General features: G+C 74.0%; 14 protein-coding genes. 2 read left to right on the top strand and 12 right to left on the bottom strand.

Translation table 11 applies throughout. The annotated features are described in order from the left end of the window. The first annotated feature begins 360 nt into the window (after positions 1 to 360). Positions 361 to 1173, top strand: coding sequence for a hypothetical protein (locus WMF20_RS18555; RefSeq protein ID WP_437615404.1), 813 nt, complete (start codon positions 361 to 363; stop codon positions 1171 to 1173). A 65-nt stretch (positions 1174 to 1238) separates the two neighbouring features. Here WMF20_RS18555 and WMF20_RS18550 read toward each other — a convergent pair whose 3' ends face one another. The 10 genes from WMF20_RS18550 to WMF20_RS18505 all read right to left on the bottom strand — a co-directional run bounded on the left by WMF20_RS18550 (position 1239) and on the right by WMF20_RS18505 (position 14337). Next, positions 1239 to 1631 (bottom strand): response regulator, encoded by a 393-nt coding sequence (locus WMF20_RS18550; RefSeq protein ID WP_237245450.1) that lies wholly within the window; start codon positions 1629 to 1631, stop codon positions 1239 to 1241. A gap of 207 nt (positions 1632 to 1838) precedes the next feature. Next, on the bottom strand, positions 1839 to 2270 hold the full coding sequence (locus WMF20_RS18545; protein WP_437615402.1) for a DUF309 domain-containing protein: 432 nt from the start codon (positions 2268 to 2270) through the stop codon (positions 1839 to 1841). Between the two features lie 368 nt (positions 2271 to 2638). Further along, the gene (gene hflX, locus WMF20_RS18540; protein ID WP_437615400.1) at positions 2639 to 4072 is read right to left on the bottom strand and encodes a GTPase HflX; all 1434 of its coding nucleotides are present in this window, start codon (positions 4070 to 4072) and stop codon (positions 2639 to 2641) included. Between the two features lie 193 nt (positions 4073 to 4265). Further along, positions 4266 to 6185 (bottom strand): GAF domain-containing protein, encoded by a 1920-nt coding sequence (locus tag WMF20_RS18535; protein WP_437615398.1) that lies wholly within the window; start codon positions 6183 to 6185, stop codon positions 4266 to 4268. A gap of 272 nt (positions 6186 to 6457) precedes the next feature. Next, positions 6458 to 7897, bottom strand: a complete 1440-nt coding sequence (locus tag WMF20_RS18530) for a WD40/YVTN/BNR-like repeat-containing protein (protein ID WP_437615396.1) — start codon at positions 7895 to 7897, stop codon at positions 6458 to 6460. Positions 7898 to 7908: 11 nt separating this feature from the next. Beyond that, on the bottom strand, positions 7909 to 8388 hold the full coding sequence (locus tag WMF20_RS18525; RefSeq protein WP_437615394.1) for a FixH family protein: 480 nt from the start codon (positions 8386 to 8388) through the stop codon (positions 7909 to 7911). Further along, positions 8381 to 9367, bottom strand: coding sequence for a hypothetical protein (locus WMF20_RS18520; protein ID WP_129575596.1), 987 nt, complete (start codon positions 9365 to 9367; stop codon positions 8381 to 8383). The genes WMF20_RS18525 and WMF20_RS18520 overlap by 8 nt, the downstream gene beginning before the upstream one ends. 205 nt (positions 9368 to 9572) lie before the next feature. After that, positions 9573 to 11027: a glycogen synthase GlgA gene (gene glgA / locus WMF20_RS18515; RefSeq protein ID WP_129575595.1), complete on the bottom strand. Its 1455-nt coding sequence runs from the start codon at positions 11025 to 11027 to the stop codon at positions 9573 to 9575. A 134-nt stretch (positions 11028 to 11161) separates the two neighbouring features. After that, positions 11162 to 13180, bottom strand: coding sequence for an ATP-binding protein (locus WMF20_RS18510; protein ID WP_437615392.1), 2019 nt, complete (start codon positions 13178 to 13180; stop codon positions 11162 to 11164). A gap of 278 nt (positions 13181 to 13458) precedes the next feature. Then, positions 13459 to 14337 carry a hypothetical protein gene (locus tag WMF20_RS18505; protein ID WP_437615390.1) on the bottom strand — a complete coding sequence of 293 codons (879 nt, stop codon included), beginning with the start codon at positions 14335 to 14337 and terminating at the stop codon, positions 13459 to 13461. A gap of 561 nt (positions 14338 to 14898) precedes the next feature. On the opposite strand from WMF20_RS18505, the gene WMF20_RS18500 reads away from it, so the two are divergent. Continuing rightward, positions 14899 to 16083 (top strand): vWA domain-containing protein, encoded by a 1185-nt coding sequence (locus tag WMF20_RS18500; RefSeq protein WP_437615388.1) that lies wholly within the window; start codon positions 14899 to 14901, stop codon positions 16081 to 16083. Positions 16084 to 16104: 21 nt separating this feature from the next. On the opposite strand, the gene WMF20_RS18495 is transcribed toward WMF20_RS18500, so the two are convergent. Both WMF20_RS18495 and WMF20_RS18490 read right to left on the bottom strand, forming a co-directional pair. Beyond that, positions 16105 to 17637 (bottom strand): hypothetical protein, encoded by a 1533-nt coding sequence (locus tag WMF20_RS18495; protein WP_437615386.1) that lies wholly within the window; start codon positions 17635 to 17637, stop codon positions 16105 to 16107. Then, on the bottom strand, positions 17634 to 19178 hold the full coding sequence (locus tag WMF20_RS18490; RefSeq protein WP_437615384.1) for an AAA family ATPase: 1545 nt from the start codon (positions 19176 to 19178) through the stop codon (positions 17634 to 17636). Before WMF20_RS18490 ends, WMF20_RS18495 begins: the two co-directional genes overlap by 4 nt. Between the last annotated feature and the right edge of the window lie 75 nt (positions 19179 to 19253).

Genomic DNA, 19253 nt, shown 5'->3' with positions numbered 1-19253 from the left:
CACGCCCTCGGCGATCCGAGCGGTCGAAGTATGGGCGTCGCAAGCCCGGTCGCAAGATCGCGAACGCCGCCGACGGCCGCGCCTCAGGTGCGCCCCGACCTCGTCTGCAGGCGCCTCCGCCGCCGCGACGCGCGCGACACACGCGACGCGCACGACGCACGCGACGCGCACGACGGCGCGCGCGCAGGGCGGAACGGAGCGCAGCGACGCGCGACGGCCGCGTCGCGCGGCGATCCCGCGCGCGCCCCTGGCCCAAGCGCGCGCTCGTGCGCATGTCCAAATCACGAAAGGACACGCCGACCGGCCGCCTGAGCGTCACGACTCCAGCGTTCGACCGATACGGCTGAAGCAGAAGCAACCATGAAGAGCACGCAGCACAAGGAGTGGAGGAACGAACACCCATCCGTTGTCAACAGCCCCGCAGACGACACCTCGGTCACGTTCTCGCTCGACGCGCCGGTGGCCGATGAGGACGCCGCCGATGCGACCTCGCCCGCGGCGCATGCCGCCGGCGACGACCGCGACGTGCCCTCGGGGCAGATCGACCTCACCGCCCTGAGCGCCGGCGCGGCAGGCGCTCCGCCCAGGGTCCTCGACGTCTTGCCGATCTTCCCGTTCGGCGAGCCGCCCGCGTCCACGCGCGGCCCCGCGTCCATGCGCGGCCCCGCGTCCGCCCGCCCGCCAGCGGCGCCGTCGCCCGACGCGCCGAGGCGCGTGTGGCGCGCTCGCTCGGCCGCCGCGCTGCTCGCGGCCGCCGCCGCGGTTGCGGCCCTCACCGCGGGCATCTCGACCCTGGACGCCGCACCCGGCCCTCCCGCAAAGGCTGGGCTCGCGGCCGCGGCGCGCGCGCTCGAGGCGCGGCTCCCGCGCATCGAGCCGACCGCCGCCGGCACGCCCGCCGTCGAGGCGACCGCCGCCGCGACGGACGCGGCTGCAGCGCGCGCACCGGCCTCGACCGACGAGCCCGGCGCCGCCGCCGCCTCGCGGCGCGCGCCCGGCGCCGCCGTCGCCTCGCAGCGCGCGCCCGAGGACCGCGCGCGGTCCAGCGGGGCAGCCGCCCCGCCGCGCGACAACGCCGGCCCCGCGGCGCCGAGCACGCCCGATCACCGCGCACCCGCCGACCCTTGCCGCGGCGACCTCATGTGCGCCATGCGCCGCGCCACCGGCGGCTGATCCCCCGCAGCGGAAATCACCTCAGGCCGGGATCCCGCCCGGCCCGCCCCGACCGGCTGCGCCGCTCAGGCCGAGGCCGGGCTCGGGCCGGGCGCCGAGCCGGCGTGCACCGCGATCGAGTCGAGCAGGCGGTTCAGGTCGAACGGCTTCGCGACCGACGCGCACGCGCCGACCTCGCGGGCCCAGGTGCCGGCGTCCACCGCCGCGGTCATGACCAGGATCGGCGCGCGCGGACCGGGGCACGACGCGTACGCCCGCGCGAAGCCCCAGCCGTCCATCACCGGCATGCGCATGTCGAGCAGGATGAGGTTCGGCCTGTTGCGCTCGAGCAGCGCCAGCGCGGCCTCGCCGTCGCTCGCCGAGAGGACGTCGTATCCCTCCTCCATCAGGGTGATCTCGAGCATTTCCCGGATCTCCTGGTCGTCGTCCACGATCAGGATCTGCTTGCGCCGTGTCACGCGGCTCCTTTCGGTCTGCAGCTTGGATCCAGGCTCGGCGCTCGCCGGCCTCTCCGACCCGGTTCGACAGGTTCCGTCTGCCACGAGTTTCCCCCCGCGCGGGCGCCCCCCGTGCGATCTCCACCCAGGCAAACGATGTCACGCCGGCGTCCCACGTCGCACGTGACAAGCGCAATCTCGAGCGCAGAGCCCGTTCGGGGCAGAAGCTCACGGCCGCGGACGCGCGCCGGCCAGCGAGGACGCCGCGCTCTCCCCCGCGACCTCCATCCTGGGCACGAGCGACGCGTCGAGGTCCGTCCTCCCCTCGGCCGCGAGCCGCTCGATCGCGCGCGCCGCGCGGGCGACGTCGCCGGACAGGAGCCCCACCGCGAGCCCGCCCATGCCCTCCGGCACGCCCGCGAGCCGCGCGCGCGCCTTGTCGAGCAGGCGCACCGCCCCCGACGGGCTCCGCATCCGCGTGAGCTTGTGCAGCGCGGCGGCGACGAGGATGAGCCCCTGGAGGAATGCCTTCCGCACCGGGTCCGGCTCGGCGCGCCACCCGTCCTCCCACAGCTCGTGCGCCTCGTAGAACAGCCCGGCGCGGTAGGCGAAGAGCCCTCGCTGCACGATCGCTTCGAGCTCGGCGTCGGACGGGTTCATGGCGCGGACCGGCGAGAGGAGGCGCGCAGACGGCGGCGGAGGCCGCCGACGATAGCACCGGAAGGCCGGCGCGCCCGCGCTCCGGCCTTCCGGTGCTACGCTCGGCGCGTGCAGCGGTGGATCCTCGTCGCGGTGATCGCTGGGCTCCACCTCGTGGCGTTCGCGATCGGCCTGTTCCTGCGCCGTCGCCGCCGGCGCCGCGCCGAAGCAGCGCGCGCCGCGGCCGCACCTCGCCGCGCTCAAGCGGCGCGCGCCGCGGCCGCACCTCGCCGCACCTCGCCGCGCTGACGCCGCGCGCCGCGGCCGCACCTCGCCGCGCGCAGCGCTGACCGGCGCGCGCGGCCGCCGCACCTCGCCGCGCGCAGCGCTCAGCGCGCGAGCAGGCTGCGCAGCCGGTCGAGCGCCGCCGGGTGCGCCCGCACCGCGAGCCGGCCGCCGGCGTCGTCGTACTCCTCCGAGAGCACGCGCGCGTTCTCGTAGATCTCCCCGATGAGGCTCTGCTTCGCGTACGGCAGGAGGAGCTCCGCCTCCACCATCGACTGCTCGAAGAAGGCGATGAGCGCCTCGCGCAGCGCCGCCACGTCGGCCGGGATCTTCGCCGAGAGCAGCGTCGCCTCGGGGAACTCGAGGCGCAGCGCCTCCCGTTCCTCCTCGGAGAGCCGGTCCACCTTGTTGAGCAGGAGCCGGCTCGGCACCTCGCTCGCGCCGATCTCCGAGAGCACGCTGCGCGTCACCCCGAGCTGATCGCGGAACGTCGGGTCCGACGCGTCGGCCACGTAGAGCAGGAGCGACGCCTCGAGCGCCTCGTCCAGCGTCGACCGGAAGCTCGCCACGAGATCGTGCGGCAGCTTCTTGATGAAGCCGACCGTGTCCGAGACGAGGATCCGCGGGCGCACCTCCGGGTGGAGCGCGCGCACCGTCGTGTCGAGCGTCGCGAAGAGCTTGTCCGCCACGAGCACCTCGCTGCCCGTCAGCGCCCGCATCAGCGAGGACTTGCCGGCGTTCGTGTAGCCGACGAGCGCCACGCGGCGCTGCCCCTGCCGGAGCGCGCGGCGCGTCGACTGCTCGCGCTGGACCCCGGTGAGCTCCTGCTTCAGCTCCGCGATGCGGTCGCGGATCTTGCGCCGATCGAGCTCGAGCGCGCTCTCGCCGGCGCCCTTGCCGCCGATGCCGCCGCGCTGCCGGTCCCCGCCGCCGCCCGTCTCGCGGAGCCGCGGCGCCACGTAGTTGAGCCGCGCGATCTCCACCTCGAGCTTCGCCTCGCGGCTCCGCGCGTGGCGGTGGAAGATCTCGATGATCACGCCCGCCCGATCGAGCACCTGCGCGCCCGTCGCGCGCTCCAGGTTGCGCGCCTGGCTCGGCGAGATGTCGTGATCGACCGCCACGACCGTCGCCCTGCGCGCCTCCCGCCCGGCGCCGCCCGCGTCCGGCCCCGCGCCGCCGCCGTCTTCATCCGCGTCGTCGACCTCGTCCCCGCCGAGCTCGCCGTCGTCGTCGTCGCCCTCGCCGCTCTCCGCGGCGCGGCGCGCGCGCGCCTTGTTCTTCCGCTCCGGCGCGCCCGATGGCACGACGCCGCTGCCGCCCGTGAGCTCCGCGAGCTCCTTGAGCTTGCCCTCCCCGAGCACCGCGGCCGCCGCGAGCGCGCTGCGCCGCTGCGACACGGTCGCGATCACGTCGAAGCCGAGCGTGTGAACGAGGCGGCCCAGCTCGGCCAGATCTGCGGCGTGCTCGACATCGTCGACGCCGGGGAGCTGCACCCCGACGAGCACTGCGAGAGGACGTTCTTGTTGGGTCGTGGTCATACGGTGGTGTGCGAGGGCGGGAGCTTCGCCTCATCCCGCCCCGCGACGCAAGCCGCCGCGCGCCCTCCGGCGCACGGCCAACGCCTCCCTGCGGCGTTCCCCGCGCTCCCCCCGGCCCGGCCACGACGCCGCGCAGGGCCCCCCTGACGCCCTTCCACCCCTCCGCCCGCCGCTCCGCCGCTCAGCCCGTCTCTCACCGCCCTCGCGCCGCCTCGCGGTGCAGCCGCGCGCTCTCGATCGCCATCGACGCGAGGCGCCCCAGCTCCGTCGCGACGCTCGCGTCGTCCTGCCGGAGATCGCGCTCCACCGCCCACAGGCTCAGCAGGCCGAGCCTGCGGCCGCGCGCCGCGAGCGGCACGAGGATCGCCGAGCGGGCGCCGAGCTCCCGCAGCGCCGCGAGGTGCTCCGGCCCGCGGGCGATCCGCTGCAGCCACGGATCGGTGACCAGCGGGATCAGCGTCGCCTCGCGGCGGGCCGCCGCCTCGGCCATCGGGCCGGCCTCGCTGAACAGCAGCGGCGGGTGCTTGAGCAGCCGCGGCACGAGCGCCCGCGCCTCGGGCAGCCGCGCCGACGCGACGAGCCGCGGGAGGCCGCCGTCGTCGTGGTCGAGCGCGCACAGGTCCGCGAAGCGCTCGCCGCCGAGCCGCACCAGATGCTCGACCGCCGCGTCGTGGTCGGCCGACTCCGCCAGCGCCGCGCTCGCCGCGACCAGGAGCTCGCGGCCGCGCTCGGCCTTCCGGGGCTCGGTCACGTCGTCGACGACCACCACGGCCGCGGTGATCCGCCCGTCGGCGTCGCGCACCGGCGTCGCGCTGAAGCTCCCGAGGCGGCGCTCCCCGTCGCCGCGGACGAACTCGAGCTCCTCGCGGGCGACCGTCTCGCCGCCGTGCAGCGCCCGGAAGAGCAGCCAGCGCGCGCGCTGGTCGTCGTCCGCCTCGCTGAGCAGCGTCCGCAGCGGGGCGTTGCTCGGGGTCTCCTCGGGGCCGCGGACGATCTCCGCGAAGCGCCGGTTGCTCAGCGCGATCGTGCCCGCCGTCCCCTCGGCGACGGCCACGCCGACCGGCAGCCGCTGGATCGCCGTCTCGAACCGGCTGCGCTCCGCGGCGAGCTGCTCGCGCAGCTGCGCCTGGGTCGCGAGCGCGGCCGCGCGCTCGGCCGCCTTCCTGAAGAGCAGCCGGTCCCCCTCGGAGAACTCGGACACGCGGCGCGAGCTCACGACCGCGACGCCGACGAGGCGGCCCTCCGACAGCATCGGCACGCCGTAGAGCGCGTGCAGCGCGTCGCTCGGGCGCTCGCTCTGCGCGCCCGACTCGGGCCCGGCCGCGCCGCCCCCGGCGTCGGTGGCCAGCGGATCCGGCGCCGCCGAGCGCAGCGCCACCGGGCGGCGCTCGCGCACCACGCGGCCGACGAACCCCTCGGCCAGCCGGTAAGCGCGCAGGCCCCAGAGCGCCTCGTCGACGCCCATGGCCGCGCGGATCCGCAGCACCTCGCCCTCGAGCAGCAGCATCACCGCCCAGTCGACCGAGCGCGCCGACTCGAGCAGCACCTCGAGCAGCCGCCGCAGCAGCCGGTCGATGTGCACGCTGCCCATGCCCTCGGCCGAGACGCGATCGAGCGCCCCGAGCGCGCGCTCGCGGCCCGCGGCGCTCCGCGTGGCCGGATCGATGATCACCTGATCGAGCGCCTCGTGCAGGACGGTCATCTCGAGCCACGACGGCTGCGTGCCGGTCCGCTCGAGGAGCCGGAGCACGCAGCGGCGCAGCACCGAGTACTGGGCCGTCACGTCCTCCAGATCGAACCCGTCGCGGAGCCGGTCGAGCACGCGGAAGCCGAGCAGCGGCTCGGGGAAATCGGTCGACAGCGACTCGACGCCGGTCCACGAGTCGCGCCCGTCGTCGCTCTGCGGCACGACCGCCGACGACACGGCCGCGTCGAGGCGCTCGGCGATGCGCTCGAAGACGGTGGGCAGCTCCTCGCGCAGCGCCAGGTAGCCCGGGGACTGCTCGCCCGGCGCGCGGCGTCGCTCGGCGCGCTCCCACGCCTCCAGGATCCCTGCGCCGTGGTTGCGGAGGAAGGCGGCGAGCGGCGACTTGGGAAGGTCTCTGGGAGCCATTCACGCGCTGGCCGGAGCCTAGGCCCCCTCAGTCTACGCCAGCCCGCGAAGGCGTAGATCCAGAAACGAACCGGACGCCTCCTTCAACGCCGCCCGCCCCGCTCTCGCACGGACGGCGCGACGCCGGGAGCGAGCGCTCCGCCCGGTCGCTTCGACCGGCGCTCGGGCCGGCGCTCGGATCGGCGCTCGCCGCCCTTCCATAAGCGGTTGATGAAGCCATCCGCGGCTGTTCGCGCGCGCACGGTTTCGCTCGCCCGCTGGCGCGCCGCGCTTCAGGGCGCGCCCGGCGCGGCCTTGCGCGCGCTCGAGCGCGCCCGGCGGCGCGCCAGCGCGAGCGCGCCGGCGGCCGAGAGCGCGAGCCCGATCGCGCGCCTGCCGCCGGGCGGCGCGGCGGCGTCGGCGATCGCCGCGCCCGGCGCGCCGATCTTGCACCCGCACCCGCCCGCCTCCTCCGCGGGCCCCGCGGAGGATCCCCCGCTGCCGGCGGCGGCGCCGTTGCCGCTGCCGGCATCGCCGCATTGACGGGAGCCGATGGTGAGCTCGGTCGCGCCCCAGAGGTCCGTGCAGGTCGAGGCCGCGCCGCTCTCCGGCGCGCACTCGATCGGGCCGCAGAGCCCGTCGCGGTGCAGGAGGGCCTCGAAGCTCTTTCCCTCGTCGAGCGAGCGGCCGACCGTGAAGCCGTCGACGAACTCGTCGCCGCAGGCGAAGAGCGCCGCGTCGGTCCAGGTCAGGCACCGCGCGCCGACGTCCGACATCTTCGTGAACTCGAGCGAACTCGCGGCCGCGCGCCAGATCCCGTCCTGCGGACCGCTCACGAGCACGGTCGCCCCGTCCGGCGACAGCGCGAAGCCGAGGAGGTCGCCCTGGCTCTCGAACACCGCCGCGAAGCTCTGCCCGCCGTCGCGCGAGACGAGCAGCGCGTCGCTGGGATCGCCGTCGAGGCGCACGTAGATCGTGTCGGGGTCGGCGGGATCGATCGCGCCGATGTACGGCAGGCGCTTGTCGTCGCTCCCCGGGATGTCGAAGCGCTCCCAGGTCGCGCCGCGGTCGTCGGTCCGCTGCAGCGCCCCGGTGTAGTCCGGCGCGCCGAATCGGCCGCTCACGTAGACGCGGTCGCGGTTCGAGGGGGCTGCGTCGACGGTCTGCGCGAGGAAGTCCTCGGGCAGATCGACGGCCAGCTTGGTCCAGCTGTCCGCGTTGTCGCTCGTCTCCCAGAGCTGGGTCAGAAACCGCCCTGCCCCGAGCCCCGAGCTGATGACGAGCACGGCCCGCGAGGGGTCCTCGCGATCGGCGGAGAGGTCGATGACGTAGCTGTCCGAGAGCTCGCCCGGGGCGAACGACCAGTCGCACCCGCCGTTCTTCGACGCGCTGAGCCCGTCGAAGATGCCGGCGATGATCGTCCCGTCGGCGAGGAAGGCGATCATCGGGTCCTCGTTCCCGCCGAAGCCGACGACCGGCTCGCAGATCCAGCGCCACTCCTCGCCGCCGTCGCGCGTGGAGAGCAGGCCGTAGGTCGCGCGCACCACGAGGCGCGACGGATCGCTCGGGTGGCTCGCGATGAGGCCCGCGGCCGGGAAGCGGCCGTTCGCCGAGGCCGGCGCGGCGAGCCCCAGGGCCGCGAGCAGCGCCGCGGCCGACAGCGCGAGCCGGCCGCGCCACGGCGCGCTCGGTCCCCTTCGCGGGCGAGGCGTCTCCTCTGCAGGGGTGTGCACGGGGCGGAAACTTAGTACACCTCGAACGAGAATTCCGCCTCGTCGACGAGGGACGAGGCCAGGGCGCGGAACTGCATGTCGTAGGTGCCGGTCATCGAGAACGGGACGTTGGCCACCTCGTACAGGCCCGGCTCGATCTCGACGGCGTCGTGCACGGACTCGTGCCGCATGCCCAGCATCGTCGAGTAGACGCGGAGCTTGATCCGCTGCACCGGGCTCCTCGAGTCGAGCCAGGTGAGCCGCACGTGGAAGGTGTTGGCGCCGACCGCGAGCGGCGCGGTCGACTCCACCGAGAACTCGATGCGCCCGTTCACGCCGGAGCCCTGCCGTTTCCCGGGATCCGGCTCCCACCCCTCGCCGCCGCACCCCTGGAGCGCGACGAGGGCGAGCGCCGCGACCGCCGCGAGCGCCGCGACCGCCGCGCGGCGGGGCCGCGCCCCGCGGCGCTCCTTGGGTGATCTCGTCGATGGCCGATCGCGCGGTTCAATCATGTCTCCCCCACACGTAACGGAGGCCTGCGGACAGGGCGGCGGAGGCGCCCTCGCTGCGGCCGATCCCCGCGATCGGCACGTCCACCTGGAGGTTGCCGACGGCGGTCCAGCGCGCGCTGACGTCGTGGGCCAGCACGGCGAGCAGCGCGGTCCGCTCGTGCGCGCCGCCCTTACCCGGGCGGCCGGCCTGGCGCGCGTACCCCTCGCGCTCGTAGACGCCGCCCACGCTGAGCGAGGTGCCGGAGGCCCACACGGGCCCCGCCGCGGCGAGGAACTGCATGCGCGGCGCGGCTTGCACCTCGCGGTCCCTCGCGGCGTAGTAGCTCGTGCGGACGCTGGTCGAGAAGGAGAACAGCGCCTGAAACGAGCCCCAGGACTTCTCGAGGAGGATCCCCGGCCGGAACTCAGCCACGCCGAGGCCGGTCGTGTCCGCGCTGGCCGCGCCGAGGCCGATCGCGCCGGCGCGGCCCGTGCCCACGCCGGTCGCGCTGACGCCGACGGGCTCGAGCGCGTCGTTCTGGCCGTGCCCGGTCGGGAGCGTCACGCCGAGCGTGAACGCGGCGGACGGGAGCCACGGGGACATGACGCCGTCGACGAGCGCGACCCGGCCCGAGGCGCTGATGTCCCCGAAGCCGCCGCCCGCGGCCGTGTCGCCGGGGCCGGCCCCGGCCCACGTGCGCAGCAGCGGGACGGAGATGCCGAGCTGGAGGCGCTCGCCGGCGCGCACCGTCCACCCGACGTCGGCCCGCAGCTCGCGGTGGTAGACGCCCTCGCCGTTCGTGGTGAAGTCCCGCGCCGGCGACCAGCTCCCGAGCTGCTCCGTGAACCGGAGCGAGAAGCTCGCCGCGGCGCGCTCCGAGGGCGCGAGCCACTGGGCGATCCCGTGGCCGGTCCCGCAGCAGGCCGACGCGCGCGCGGTGCCCGGAGACAACGCGAGCGAGAGGAGGATCGCGGCGCCGGCGACGGCTCTGGGCAGCACGGCCGCTGCTATAGGCGACGCGGATGCCCGGCGACAATGCGTCATGTTGTCGCGCGGGGGGCGCTGCAACGCGCTCGGGCCGCCTCTTCCTGCGCCCTCCGGCGCCGCGCGCTCCGCTCCCCGCGCGCCCTCCGGCGCGGGCGCCCCGCCGCGGGCGCTCCGGCGCAGGCGCTCCGGCGCGTGCGCCCGCTCCGGCGCGGGAGGATCAGCTGGCGAGCGTCTGCCGGTAGACCTGGACGTAGCGGCGCGCGGGCCGGTCCCAGCCGAGCTCGAGGCGCATGATGCGGCGCTGGACCGCGGGCCAGCGGGGCGACGTCAGGGCCGCGAGGGCCCGCTGCACGCCGCCGACGAGCGACGTGGCGGTCGGCTTGTCGAACAGGAACCCCGTGCCGGTCTCCAGGGACGCGTCGAGGTCGACGATCGTGTCGACGAGGCCTCCGGTCCGGCACGCCACCGGCGCGGCGCCGTAGCGCTGCGCGTACAGCTGCACGAGGCCGCACGGCTCGAAGCGCGACGGCACGACCGCGAGGTCGGCCGCGGCCATGAGCCGGTGCACGACGGCCTCGCTCACGCCGCCGAGGAACTTCGCGCGCTCGGGCGCCTTGGCCGCGGCGGCGGCGAGCTTCTCCATGAGCTCGGGGTCGCCCTCGCCGGCCACGACGACGCTGACGTCGCCCTTCAGGATCTTCGGCAGGGCGCTCGCGAGCAGGTCGCTGCCCTTCTGCGCGACCACCCTGCCGACCGACACGAGCAGCGGCCGATCCGGCCGGATCTCGAGCCCGATCTCCTGGAGGAGCGCGCTCTTGCAGCGGCCCTTGTTGCTCACGTCCTCGGCGTCGTAGCGCGCGATGATGGCCGGGTCGGTCATCGGGTTCCAGACGGCGTAGTCGATGCCGTTGACGATGCCGGTCAGCTGGTTCGTCCGGGTGCGGAGCACGCCGTCGAGCCGCTCGCCTTGCTTGGGCGTGAGGATCTCGTTCGCGTAGGTGGTGGAGACGGTGGTGAGCGCGTCTGCGGCGAGGATGCCGCCCTTCAGGAAGTTGACCTGGCCGTAGAACTCGAGCCGATCCGGCCGGAAGTGGTCCTCGTCGAGGCCGAGGGCCCCGAGCACGTCCTTGGGGAAGAGGCCCTGGTGGGCCACGTTGTGGAGGGTGAGCACGGTCCGGCCGGGCACGGAGTGCTGATGGCGGAGCAGGTACGGCACCATGGCGGTGGGCCAGTCGTGGGCGTGGACGATGTCGAACGGCGAGCCGGACCTGGCGCGCTGGCGGACGAGCTCGACGACGGCGCGGGAGAACAGGGAGAACCGGCGCGCGTTGTCCTCGTAGTCGCGCCCATCCTCGCCGTAGATGCCGGGCCGATCGTGGAAGCCAGGCAGGTCGAGGACGATGAGCTCCACGCCCGTGCTGAGCCGCCCGTCGAAGAGCGTCACCTGGATCGGCCCGCCCGGCGACACCTTCGGGTCGACCTCGAGCGGCATCGGGGTGAGGCGGCGCGCCATCATCAGCCCGCTCGAATCGAGGGCCTGGTAGCGGGGCAGCGCGATCGTCACCTTGTGGCCGAGCAACCGGAGCGCCTTCGAGAGCGACGACACGACGTCAGCCAGCCCGCCGACCTTGACGATGGGCGCGATCTCGGAAGCAGCGAAGAGGATGTCCATGCGGGCGCCGTGTGTAGCACGAACCGGGGGGCGCACGGGGCGGCTTCCGCACACCGGGGGCGGGGGCCGGGAGACGTTCCGGCCCCTGCGGCGGCTGGCCCGCTGCGCGTCAGCGGGAGTTCGCGCGCCGGTGCTTACTGAGCGTCGTCGTCATCGCTCTCGCTGGGAGATGCCCGGATGCCCTGGCGGGCGCGGTACGCCTGCTCGGGATGGCTGAAGCTCTCGGGGTGCGTGCGCAGCAATCGCCCCTCGTTCACCATGGCTGATAAATGGCGCTTGGTGAGATTGTCTGGCCGCATTCCGAGCAGCGCTCCGAGCTCCGCTGGACGTAGCGCCCGCCAGGCACACAGTCGCTCGATCGCTGCCCGGAGCGGTCCCTGCCGCGGTCGCTCCCCGAGCGCCTCGAGCATGGCGCTCAGGTCGTCCGGAAGGTCCGGTCGATCCGCCTCGAGCTCCGGTCGATCCGCCTCCAGCTCCGGTCGATCCGCCTCCAGCTCCGGTCGATCCGCCTCCAGCCCCGGTCGATCCGCCTCCAGCCCCGGTCGATCCGCCTCCAGCTCCGGTCGATCCGCCTCCAGCCCCGGTCGATCCGCCTCCAGCCCCGGTCGATCCCGAGCACACTCATCCTGAGCGTGTGACCGTTGCTCGTCAGCAGACCGCGAGGAAACGTCCGTGTCGTCCCGGTCGCCGGATCTAGCTGCTTCGGTTCCCTGCTCGCGAGGGCGCAGCTCGTAGAAGCTCGCCGCACCTGCCGCATGCAGCCTCAGGAGACCGCGATCGCGAAGTTTCCGGAGCAGCTGGCTCGCCCCCAACGTGTCCAGTCCTGAGATCTGCCGCATGCGGGCGTTGTCGATCCGCCCATGCCTGTGCGCTTCGAGCAGCGCACGGAAGTCGAGATCCGTCAGCTCCGCGTCGCCGAGCGAGGCGACGAAGGTCCGATCCTCCGCCGTCAGCGTCGGCGTGTTGCGGAGCGTGATCCGGAACTCTCGCGGCGACGCCTCCAGCACGGGCGCTGGCAGGAACAGCCCCTCCATCTCCGCGAAGATGCGCGGGATCCCCTCGCCCTGGTCGCGCATGAAGCCGAGGTCGACCAGCGCGCGCACGGTGCGCGGGTTCCTGCTCACGTGGACGCGCCGCAGACTGAGGAGATCCTCGAGAGCGATATCGGGAACGAGCCCGCCCGGGTTGGTCACCTCGAGCCGGTCGTCGAAGAACCAGACCTCGGTGGTACGCCCCTCCGTGGTGTAGTCCCGGTGAGCGACCGCGTTGAGGATCGCTTCCTTCCAGGAGAACTCCGGGTACTCCGGCACCGCCCGGAAGCGGTTTCCGACGAGGCGTGAGGGCCGCCGGACGAGCCCATCGATCGCCGCGAAGACCGCCGGCAGAACCTGGCCGAGGTTCCCTTCAATCCGGGGGCGCTCCTCGACGTTGTGCTCGGCGCCGAGCCGCCGCTCGGTACCGACCACCCGGAAGAGCCGCACGCCGGCGTTCGGATGATCCGGCCCGTCGATCGCGAAGAGCAGCTCTGCCCCGCGGCGCAGCGCGATGTCGCGGCCCCGGCGATCGGCGAGCTTGCGCTTGAGGAGGTACTCCTCGTCGGAGATGGTCCCGAGGCCGCTGCCGGTCCTCGCGCGCGCGAGCAGCGCGGGATCGAGATCGGCCAGCGTCATGCGCGACGGACGAGACTCCCAGCTCTCGACGAGCCCGCGAAACTTCAGGCTCTGGATCTGCGACTCGCTGGCCTGCACCGTCTTGTCGCCGATGCGCAGCGGGAACCCATCGCCGTCGACCTGCACCGGGACGTCGGAGATGGGTACGTCAAAGACCAGGAGCTCGACCCCCGCGTGGTCGACGAGGAAGCCTTCGGGCTGAGGCGGGCGCAGGCGCGCTCGCGGCGTGTCGAGGATCGCGCGCACTGCGTCCGCCGGGTAGCGGTGGCCGGTCGCGGTTCCATCGTCCTCAAGGCCGAGGACGAGGACGCCTCCCTCCGCGTTGGCGAAGGCGGCGACGTACTCGGCCACCTGGTCGCGGGCGCTCCGCCGGTCGCGAGGGCGCTTCTGCCCCTCCGGGCCTTCGAAGAGCGACTTCCGGTCGAAGTGCTGCCCTTCGTCCTGGCCGAGGAACGGCCCGACCTCAAAGGGGGCACGTGTCACGCCAGCCGCTCCTTCGCAGCGTCAATCCCGACGGTTTCCGCGACGGCGAGGGGTTCCGGGAAGGTCGCGAAAGAATGTGGAGCGTGCGGGCCGAGCATGAACGCGCCTCGATTTGCGGCGGGCCATCGTAGTCCCGGCCGCTGGCGCTTGCACCGGAAGAAGTCGGTGCGGCCAAGACGTGGGCCAGAGCAGTAGATGCTCAGGCGACTCGGTCACGGGAGGCTCAGCCGAACCTCCCGCGACCCATGAGGAACGAAGCCGCAGCGAGCATCAGGGCGTCACGCCACCCCCTCGCCCCCCGCATCGGCAGAGCCGCCCTCGCCCGCCTCCGCCTCCTCGTCGAGCGCCTCCTCCGCCTCCGCGCCCGCCTTCGCCGCATGCGCCCGCGACAGGAGCCGCGGCGTGAGCTGCTCGAAATCGTCGCCGTGGAAGTAGTACCCGATCTTCCGGACATGCGCGTACCGCTGCACGATCAGCGTCCACAGCCGGTCTCGCGCGTCCTCCGCCGGCGCCTTCTCCCGCTTCTTCGCCTCCGCCCGCGCTCCGGTCGGGGTCAGGTTCTCGAGCAGCCACTCGCTCGTTCGCCCGAGCTTCGCGATCTCCTCCCGCGTGAACGGGTGCAGCCCCTTCAGCGCCTCCGCGTGCGCGGCGAACAGCGCCGCGAGCTCCATCCCGTCCCGGGCCGTGTCGTACTTGCCGGAGCCGGCCCGGATCTGCGCGACCCGCTCCCGGTCCAGGAGCCCCCGCCGGGCGAAGATCTCCGCCTGGGTGAGCAGCTCCTCGCGCGGCCCGCTGATCTCCGCGAGCGCCTTCTCGATCTCCTTCGGGCTCGCGACCCGCGGCAGCGCCTCGCGCGAGGCGAACAGCAGCGCGCGGGCCATGTCCGGCAGCTCCTGCGCCTGCGTCACCGGGATCTTCGGCAGGTGCTCGCGCACGGCCTGCGCCTGCTCCTTCGTGCCGAGCACCGCAGCGACGCCCCGCTTCACGTTCACGAGCACGAGGCGCGGATCCGCGCGACAGACCTGCACCTCCTCGGCGCGGAGCTCCGCGCCGATCGGCTGGTAGTGCTTGTAGAGCGCCTGGTAGCTCCGCGCCCGTTCCTCTCCCGCGGCATGCGCCGGCGGGGCCTTGTCAGGTCGGTTTGTAGGTTTCGCCATGGTCGCCGAAGCTAACCAGGGTCGCTCACGGCACCAGATTCCCGGCACGAATCGGACACTCGGCTCTCCGCACCCACCTGCCGCTGCGGCCGGACACGCTCCGCACACTCCCGCCGCTGCGGCCGGACACGCTCCGCATCCACCCGCCCCTGCGCCGGCACGCATCGGAGCGCCGCCGTACACAATTTTGTAAGCTGAACTGCATCCAGGAGTTCCTCACGTACACATTTCTGAATGATGGCTTACTTCCATGTGCAGTTTCGCAGACACTTTTGTATGATTTTTTACTTTAAACTCGACCCGCGCAGACCCTGCTGCATGTTGCGTTGCTTCCAGGTGCCCCCGCGGACGCGCTCCTGCGCGACGGCCGGCGCCCGGACGCAGCCATGAAGGCAGCGCTGCGCGCTGGCCGGCGTCCGGATGTCGCCGCAGGGGCGGCGCTGCATGCGCCGCGTCGAGCGACCTCCCGCCCGCGCGCATCCGCCGCCGGATCGCGCCGAGCCCACCGCCGGGCCCGTGCACGGCGGAGACACGCCGCCCCGGCCTGTGTATCTTTGTCTCGTGAGCAGCACGCTTATCTTTCCCAGGCTCTCTTGGTCCCTCGCCCTCGTCGCCGCCGGCATCGCCTTGAGCTGTAGCGGCACGAACGACGGCGATTCCTCATCCCAGGGCTCCGGCGCTTCCAGCGGCATCAGCGGCAGCGGCGGCGGCGCGACCAGCGGCGGCGCGACCAGCGGCGGCGGCGAGGAGCCGATCTTCGTCGGCAGCGGCGGCGGCCTGCTCGCCACCAGCGGGAACGGCGGCGCCGGCGGCAGCTGCCAGCAGCTCGACATCGCCTTCGAGCCGCAGACGCCGACCGTCATGATCGTCGTCGATCGCTCCGGCAGCATGTACGACAGCGGCTTCTGGGAGCCGCTGAAGACGGCCGTGCTCAACGTGGTCGAGAGCCTGCAGGCGAAGGTGCGCTTCGGGTTCCTCACCTTCACCGGGATCGCCCCGGATCAGTGCCCGCTGCTCGCCGGGACCGACGTCATCGCCCTCAACAGCCACGCCGACATCGCGGCCGCGTACGAGGCGGCCTCCATGCGACCGGGCCGGAAGCTCGAGACGCCGACCGGCATGACGTTCAACGAGACGATCATCCCCGATCTCCTCGCCTTCGCCGAGCCCGGCCCCAAGTACATCCTCTTCGTCACCGACGGCGAGCCCGATCGCTGCGACGACGGGCCCTCCGTGTGCGCGCGCGACGACGTCGTAGGCGCGGTGCAGTCGGCGTACAGGCAGGGCATCGGGACGTTCGTCTTCGGCCTCGGCGACGGCGCGTTCGCCGAGCACCTCCAGGACCTCGCGAACGCCGGCGCCGGCCAGCCCGTCCGGCGACCGCAGAACACGAACCAGGCCTGCTTCACCGGCGCCGGCACCTACGCCGACGTGGGCGGCACCGCGATGTACTACACGCCGGATCCCACCAACGCGAACGCCCTGGAGAACGAGCTCAACGCGGCCATCTCCGGCGCCAAGAGCTGCACGTTCGACCTCCAGGGCTCCATCGCGGTCGATCTCGATCACGCGGCGGAGGGCCAGGTGCTCATCGACGGCGTGCCCGTGCCCTACGACGCGCAGAACGGCTGGACCATGGAGAGCCCCACCCAGCTCGCCCTCGTCGGCGACGCCTGCGAGAAGCTCAAGGCCGCGACGCAGGGCATCTCGTTCAACTTCCCCTGCGAGATCATCGACCCCCTCTGAGCGGCCGCCCGGGCGCGCCGCTCAGGACGAGGACCCGAGGAGGCCCCCGAGCCACATCGACACCTCGTGCAGCGAGTCGCACCCGATCGCGTCGAAGCCCTCGCCGGCGCCGACGCGGATCCCGTGGATCCGCGCCGCGCTCGTCGACCGGACGCGCCGGATGTCCCGCCGCACGGGGTCGCCCAGGCAGAAGCAGCCGTCGCTGATCACCGCGATGTCCGCTTGCCGGTAAGGGCCGGCCCCGATCCGCCCGCAGGCGCGCCGCAGGGCCTCGTCGATGTCGGTGCCGCCGTGGAACGACAGGCTCAGGAACGCGAGCAGCCCGGCGAGGCCGTCGCCGTCGAACGACAGCTCGTGCTCGGCCAGATCCCCCGGGCCGCTGAAGATGTAGAGGTAGCAGGCGCGCTGCTGCACGAAGCACGCGCCCGCGATCTGCAGGACGACGGCCTTCGCGACGTTCTCCAAGCGCTCCATCGAGCCGGACGTGTCGAGCACGACGAGCACGGGCCCTCGCTCCGCGCGGCGCTCCTCGTGGGCCTGCCCGTCCTCGAACGCCTGCACCTCCTGGATGCGCTGCGTGAACACGCCCCGCGCCCGGTACGTGAGCAGCGCCCGCTCCGCCCACCGCGCGCGCCAGAGCCGCCGCAGCGCCGGGCGCGCGAGGAGCGCCGCCTCGCTCGCGAGCATGCGCGACACCTCGCTCGATCGCTCGATCCCCCGGATCTCCGGCCCCCGGTCGCCTTGCACCTCGCGCGACACCTCCCTCGGCCGCGCCACGATCTCGCCCACCTGCTCCAGCGAGGACCCCGCCGAGGCATCCGCCGCCGCGCGCATGCGCCCGAGCGTGCGCACGAGCTCCTCGAGCGCCGGGGCGTACCCGAGGAGCCGCCGCATCTCGAGGAGATCCCCGCGCGGCAGCGCGCGCAGCATGCCGCGGCAGCTCCCGGGCGGGAGGTCGAGCGCCTCGGCGAGCTGCCGGAAGGCGCGCTCGAGCTCGGCGCAGATCGTCACGAGCTCCGACCACCGGACCTCGGTGCGGGACGCCACGAGCTCGCAGAGCAGGCGCATGGCGTCGCGCCGCGCCTCCTCCCATTGCCGCTCGTCGAGCGGGACGCCCGCCACGCGGCCCCCGCCGTCCCCGGCACCCGGACCGCACGCGCCCGACCCGCGGCGCGCCCGCTCGGCGTCGCGCTCGCGCGCGAGGGAGTGAAAGGCGATGAGGGCGCGATCGTGGAGCTCCTCGGCGTCGCCGACGACGTCGAGGACGAAGGCCAGCACCTCGTCGGTGGTCCGGGGATCCCCGTCGCAATAGGGCCCCACGTTCGCCGCGGCGAGCGCGTCGAAGAGCGCGCGGCGGAGGTCGTCCTCCTCGGGCCACGCGACGGCGTCGGCCGGGGGCACCCGCCCCGACAGCAGCGCGTCCCGCAGGGCGAGGATCGCCGCGCCCCGCGGCGCGATGCGCCCGTGCGTGTGCGTGACGGTCCGCCGGAAGAGCGGCTCCGGCAGGCCGTCCAGCCAGGCGTAGCGGACCTCGAGCGCCTCCCCGGTGGTCATGCGCCCTTGACCGGGAGCTCGGCCAGACGATCGAGGAGGGAGCGCAGGCGCGCTCGCAGCGCCGACAGCGACCGCTCCGACGCTTCGAGCCGGCGCGCGACGGCGCCGTGGCGCGCCTCGGAGACCCAGAGCGACGGGCCCGCGCCGCCGTGGGCCGCGGAGATCCCGCTCAGGAAGCCGTCGACGTCGCCGAGCAGCTCCTCGAGCTGCCGGCGACGCGCGGCGACGTGCTCGGCCGGGTAGCGCGCCGGCGCCGTCGCCGGCGCCCGGAGCTCCCTGGCGAAGGCCTGGTGCAGCGGGGTCTTCACCCAGGCCTCGAGCCGCTCCCAGCCGTTGACCTTGTTCTGGAAGTGCTCCTCCCACAGCTCGCCCATGGTGAAGCGGCGCCTGGGAGAGGCCATGTCCGGGGGCGCCTCGAAGAGCAGCACGCCGTCCGCGTTCGTCACCGGGCGCTGGTGGTAGGGCTCGGTGACGCGCTCGCCCGCCTCGTCGAGGTAGAGCGGCCGCCCCTCGTCGTCGCACGCGTGCTCGACGCAGCGGAGCTCCCTGTCGATCTCCGCCTCGAAGGCCTCGACCATCGCCTCGTGGCGCCGCGGCTCGTCGACGAGCGCGGCGTCGAGGGTCGCCGCGAGGGCCCCCTCGACGACCTCGATGTGCTCCGGGCGGTCCCAGAGGCCGTGGAGCATGAGCGGGCCGTCCGCCAGCGTGACCACGCGCCGGTCGTCGCAGAGCGCGGCGACGCGGAGGACGTTGGCGATCCTCCGCCAGCGCCGGTCGGAGACGTAGAGCCCCTTCTCGGCGAGCAGCGCGCGCATCGAGGCGAGCAGCGACCGCGCGCTCGGCGAGAGCGAGACGCCCGCGGCGCGCCGGCGGATCTCGTCCATCTCGGCCAGCGTGAGCCGCGGCGCGCCGGCGTCCGCGGGGCGCGGGCTCGGCGGGACGTCCAGGAGGCCGAGGAAGCCGTCCGCGGAGACGGGGGTCACGTGGCAGCGAAAGAGGAACCGGTCGTGGAGCGCCGCGAGCTCGGGGGCGTCGGGGACGTGGTTCGTCGCCGCGACCACGCTCACGAGCGGCGTCGCGACGCGCCGCGCGCCGTTGTCGAACTCCCGCTCGTTGAGCAGCGTGAGGAGCGCGTTGAGGATCGCGCTGTTGGCGTTGAAGATCTCGTCGAGGAAGGCGACCGACGCGGCGGGCAGGTACCCTTCGGTCAGGCGGACGTACTCGTCCTGCTCGAGGGCCTTGATCGAGAGCGGTCCGAAGAGCTCCTCGGGCACGGAGAACCGCGTCAGCAGGCGCTCGAAGTAGATCCCCTCCGCGATGCAGCCGCGCAGCCGGCGCGCGAGCTCGCTCTTCGCGGTCCCCGGCGGCCCGAGGAGGAGCACGTGCTCGCCGGCGAGCGCCGCGAGCAAGAGCACCCGCGCCGGCTCGTCCCGCTCGATCAGCCCTTCGCACATGCGGAGGTGGAGCGCGCGGAGGCGCTCGCGGAGCGCCGGCGCGCCCGTCGTCTCGCCCGCGGGGTCCGAGGTCTGCGTGGCGCTCACCGTCGCTCCTCGAACGGTAGAGGATTTCTCGCGGCCGTGCCCCGATGGCACCTTTGCGACGGCGGCGCCGTGCCG

Origin of the sequence: Sorangium sp. So ce834, from assembly GCF_051521425.1 — a bacterium.
In the GTDB taxonomy this organism is placed as follows: domain Bacteria; phylum Myxococcota_A; class Polyangia; order Polyangiales; family Polyangiaceae; genus Sorangium; species Sorangium cellulosum_D.
The sequence above is the reverse complement of the archived record's forward strand: the minus strand, read 5'-3'. Positions and strand labels throughout refer to the sequence as shown.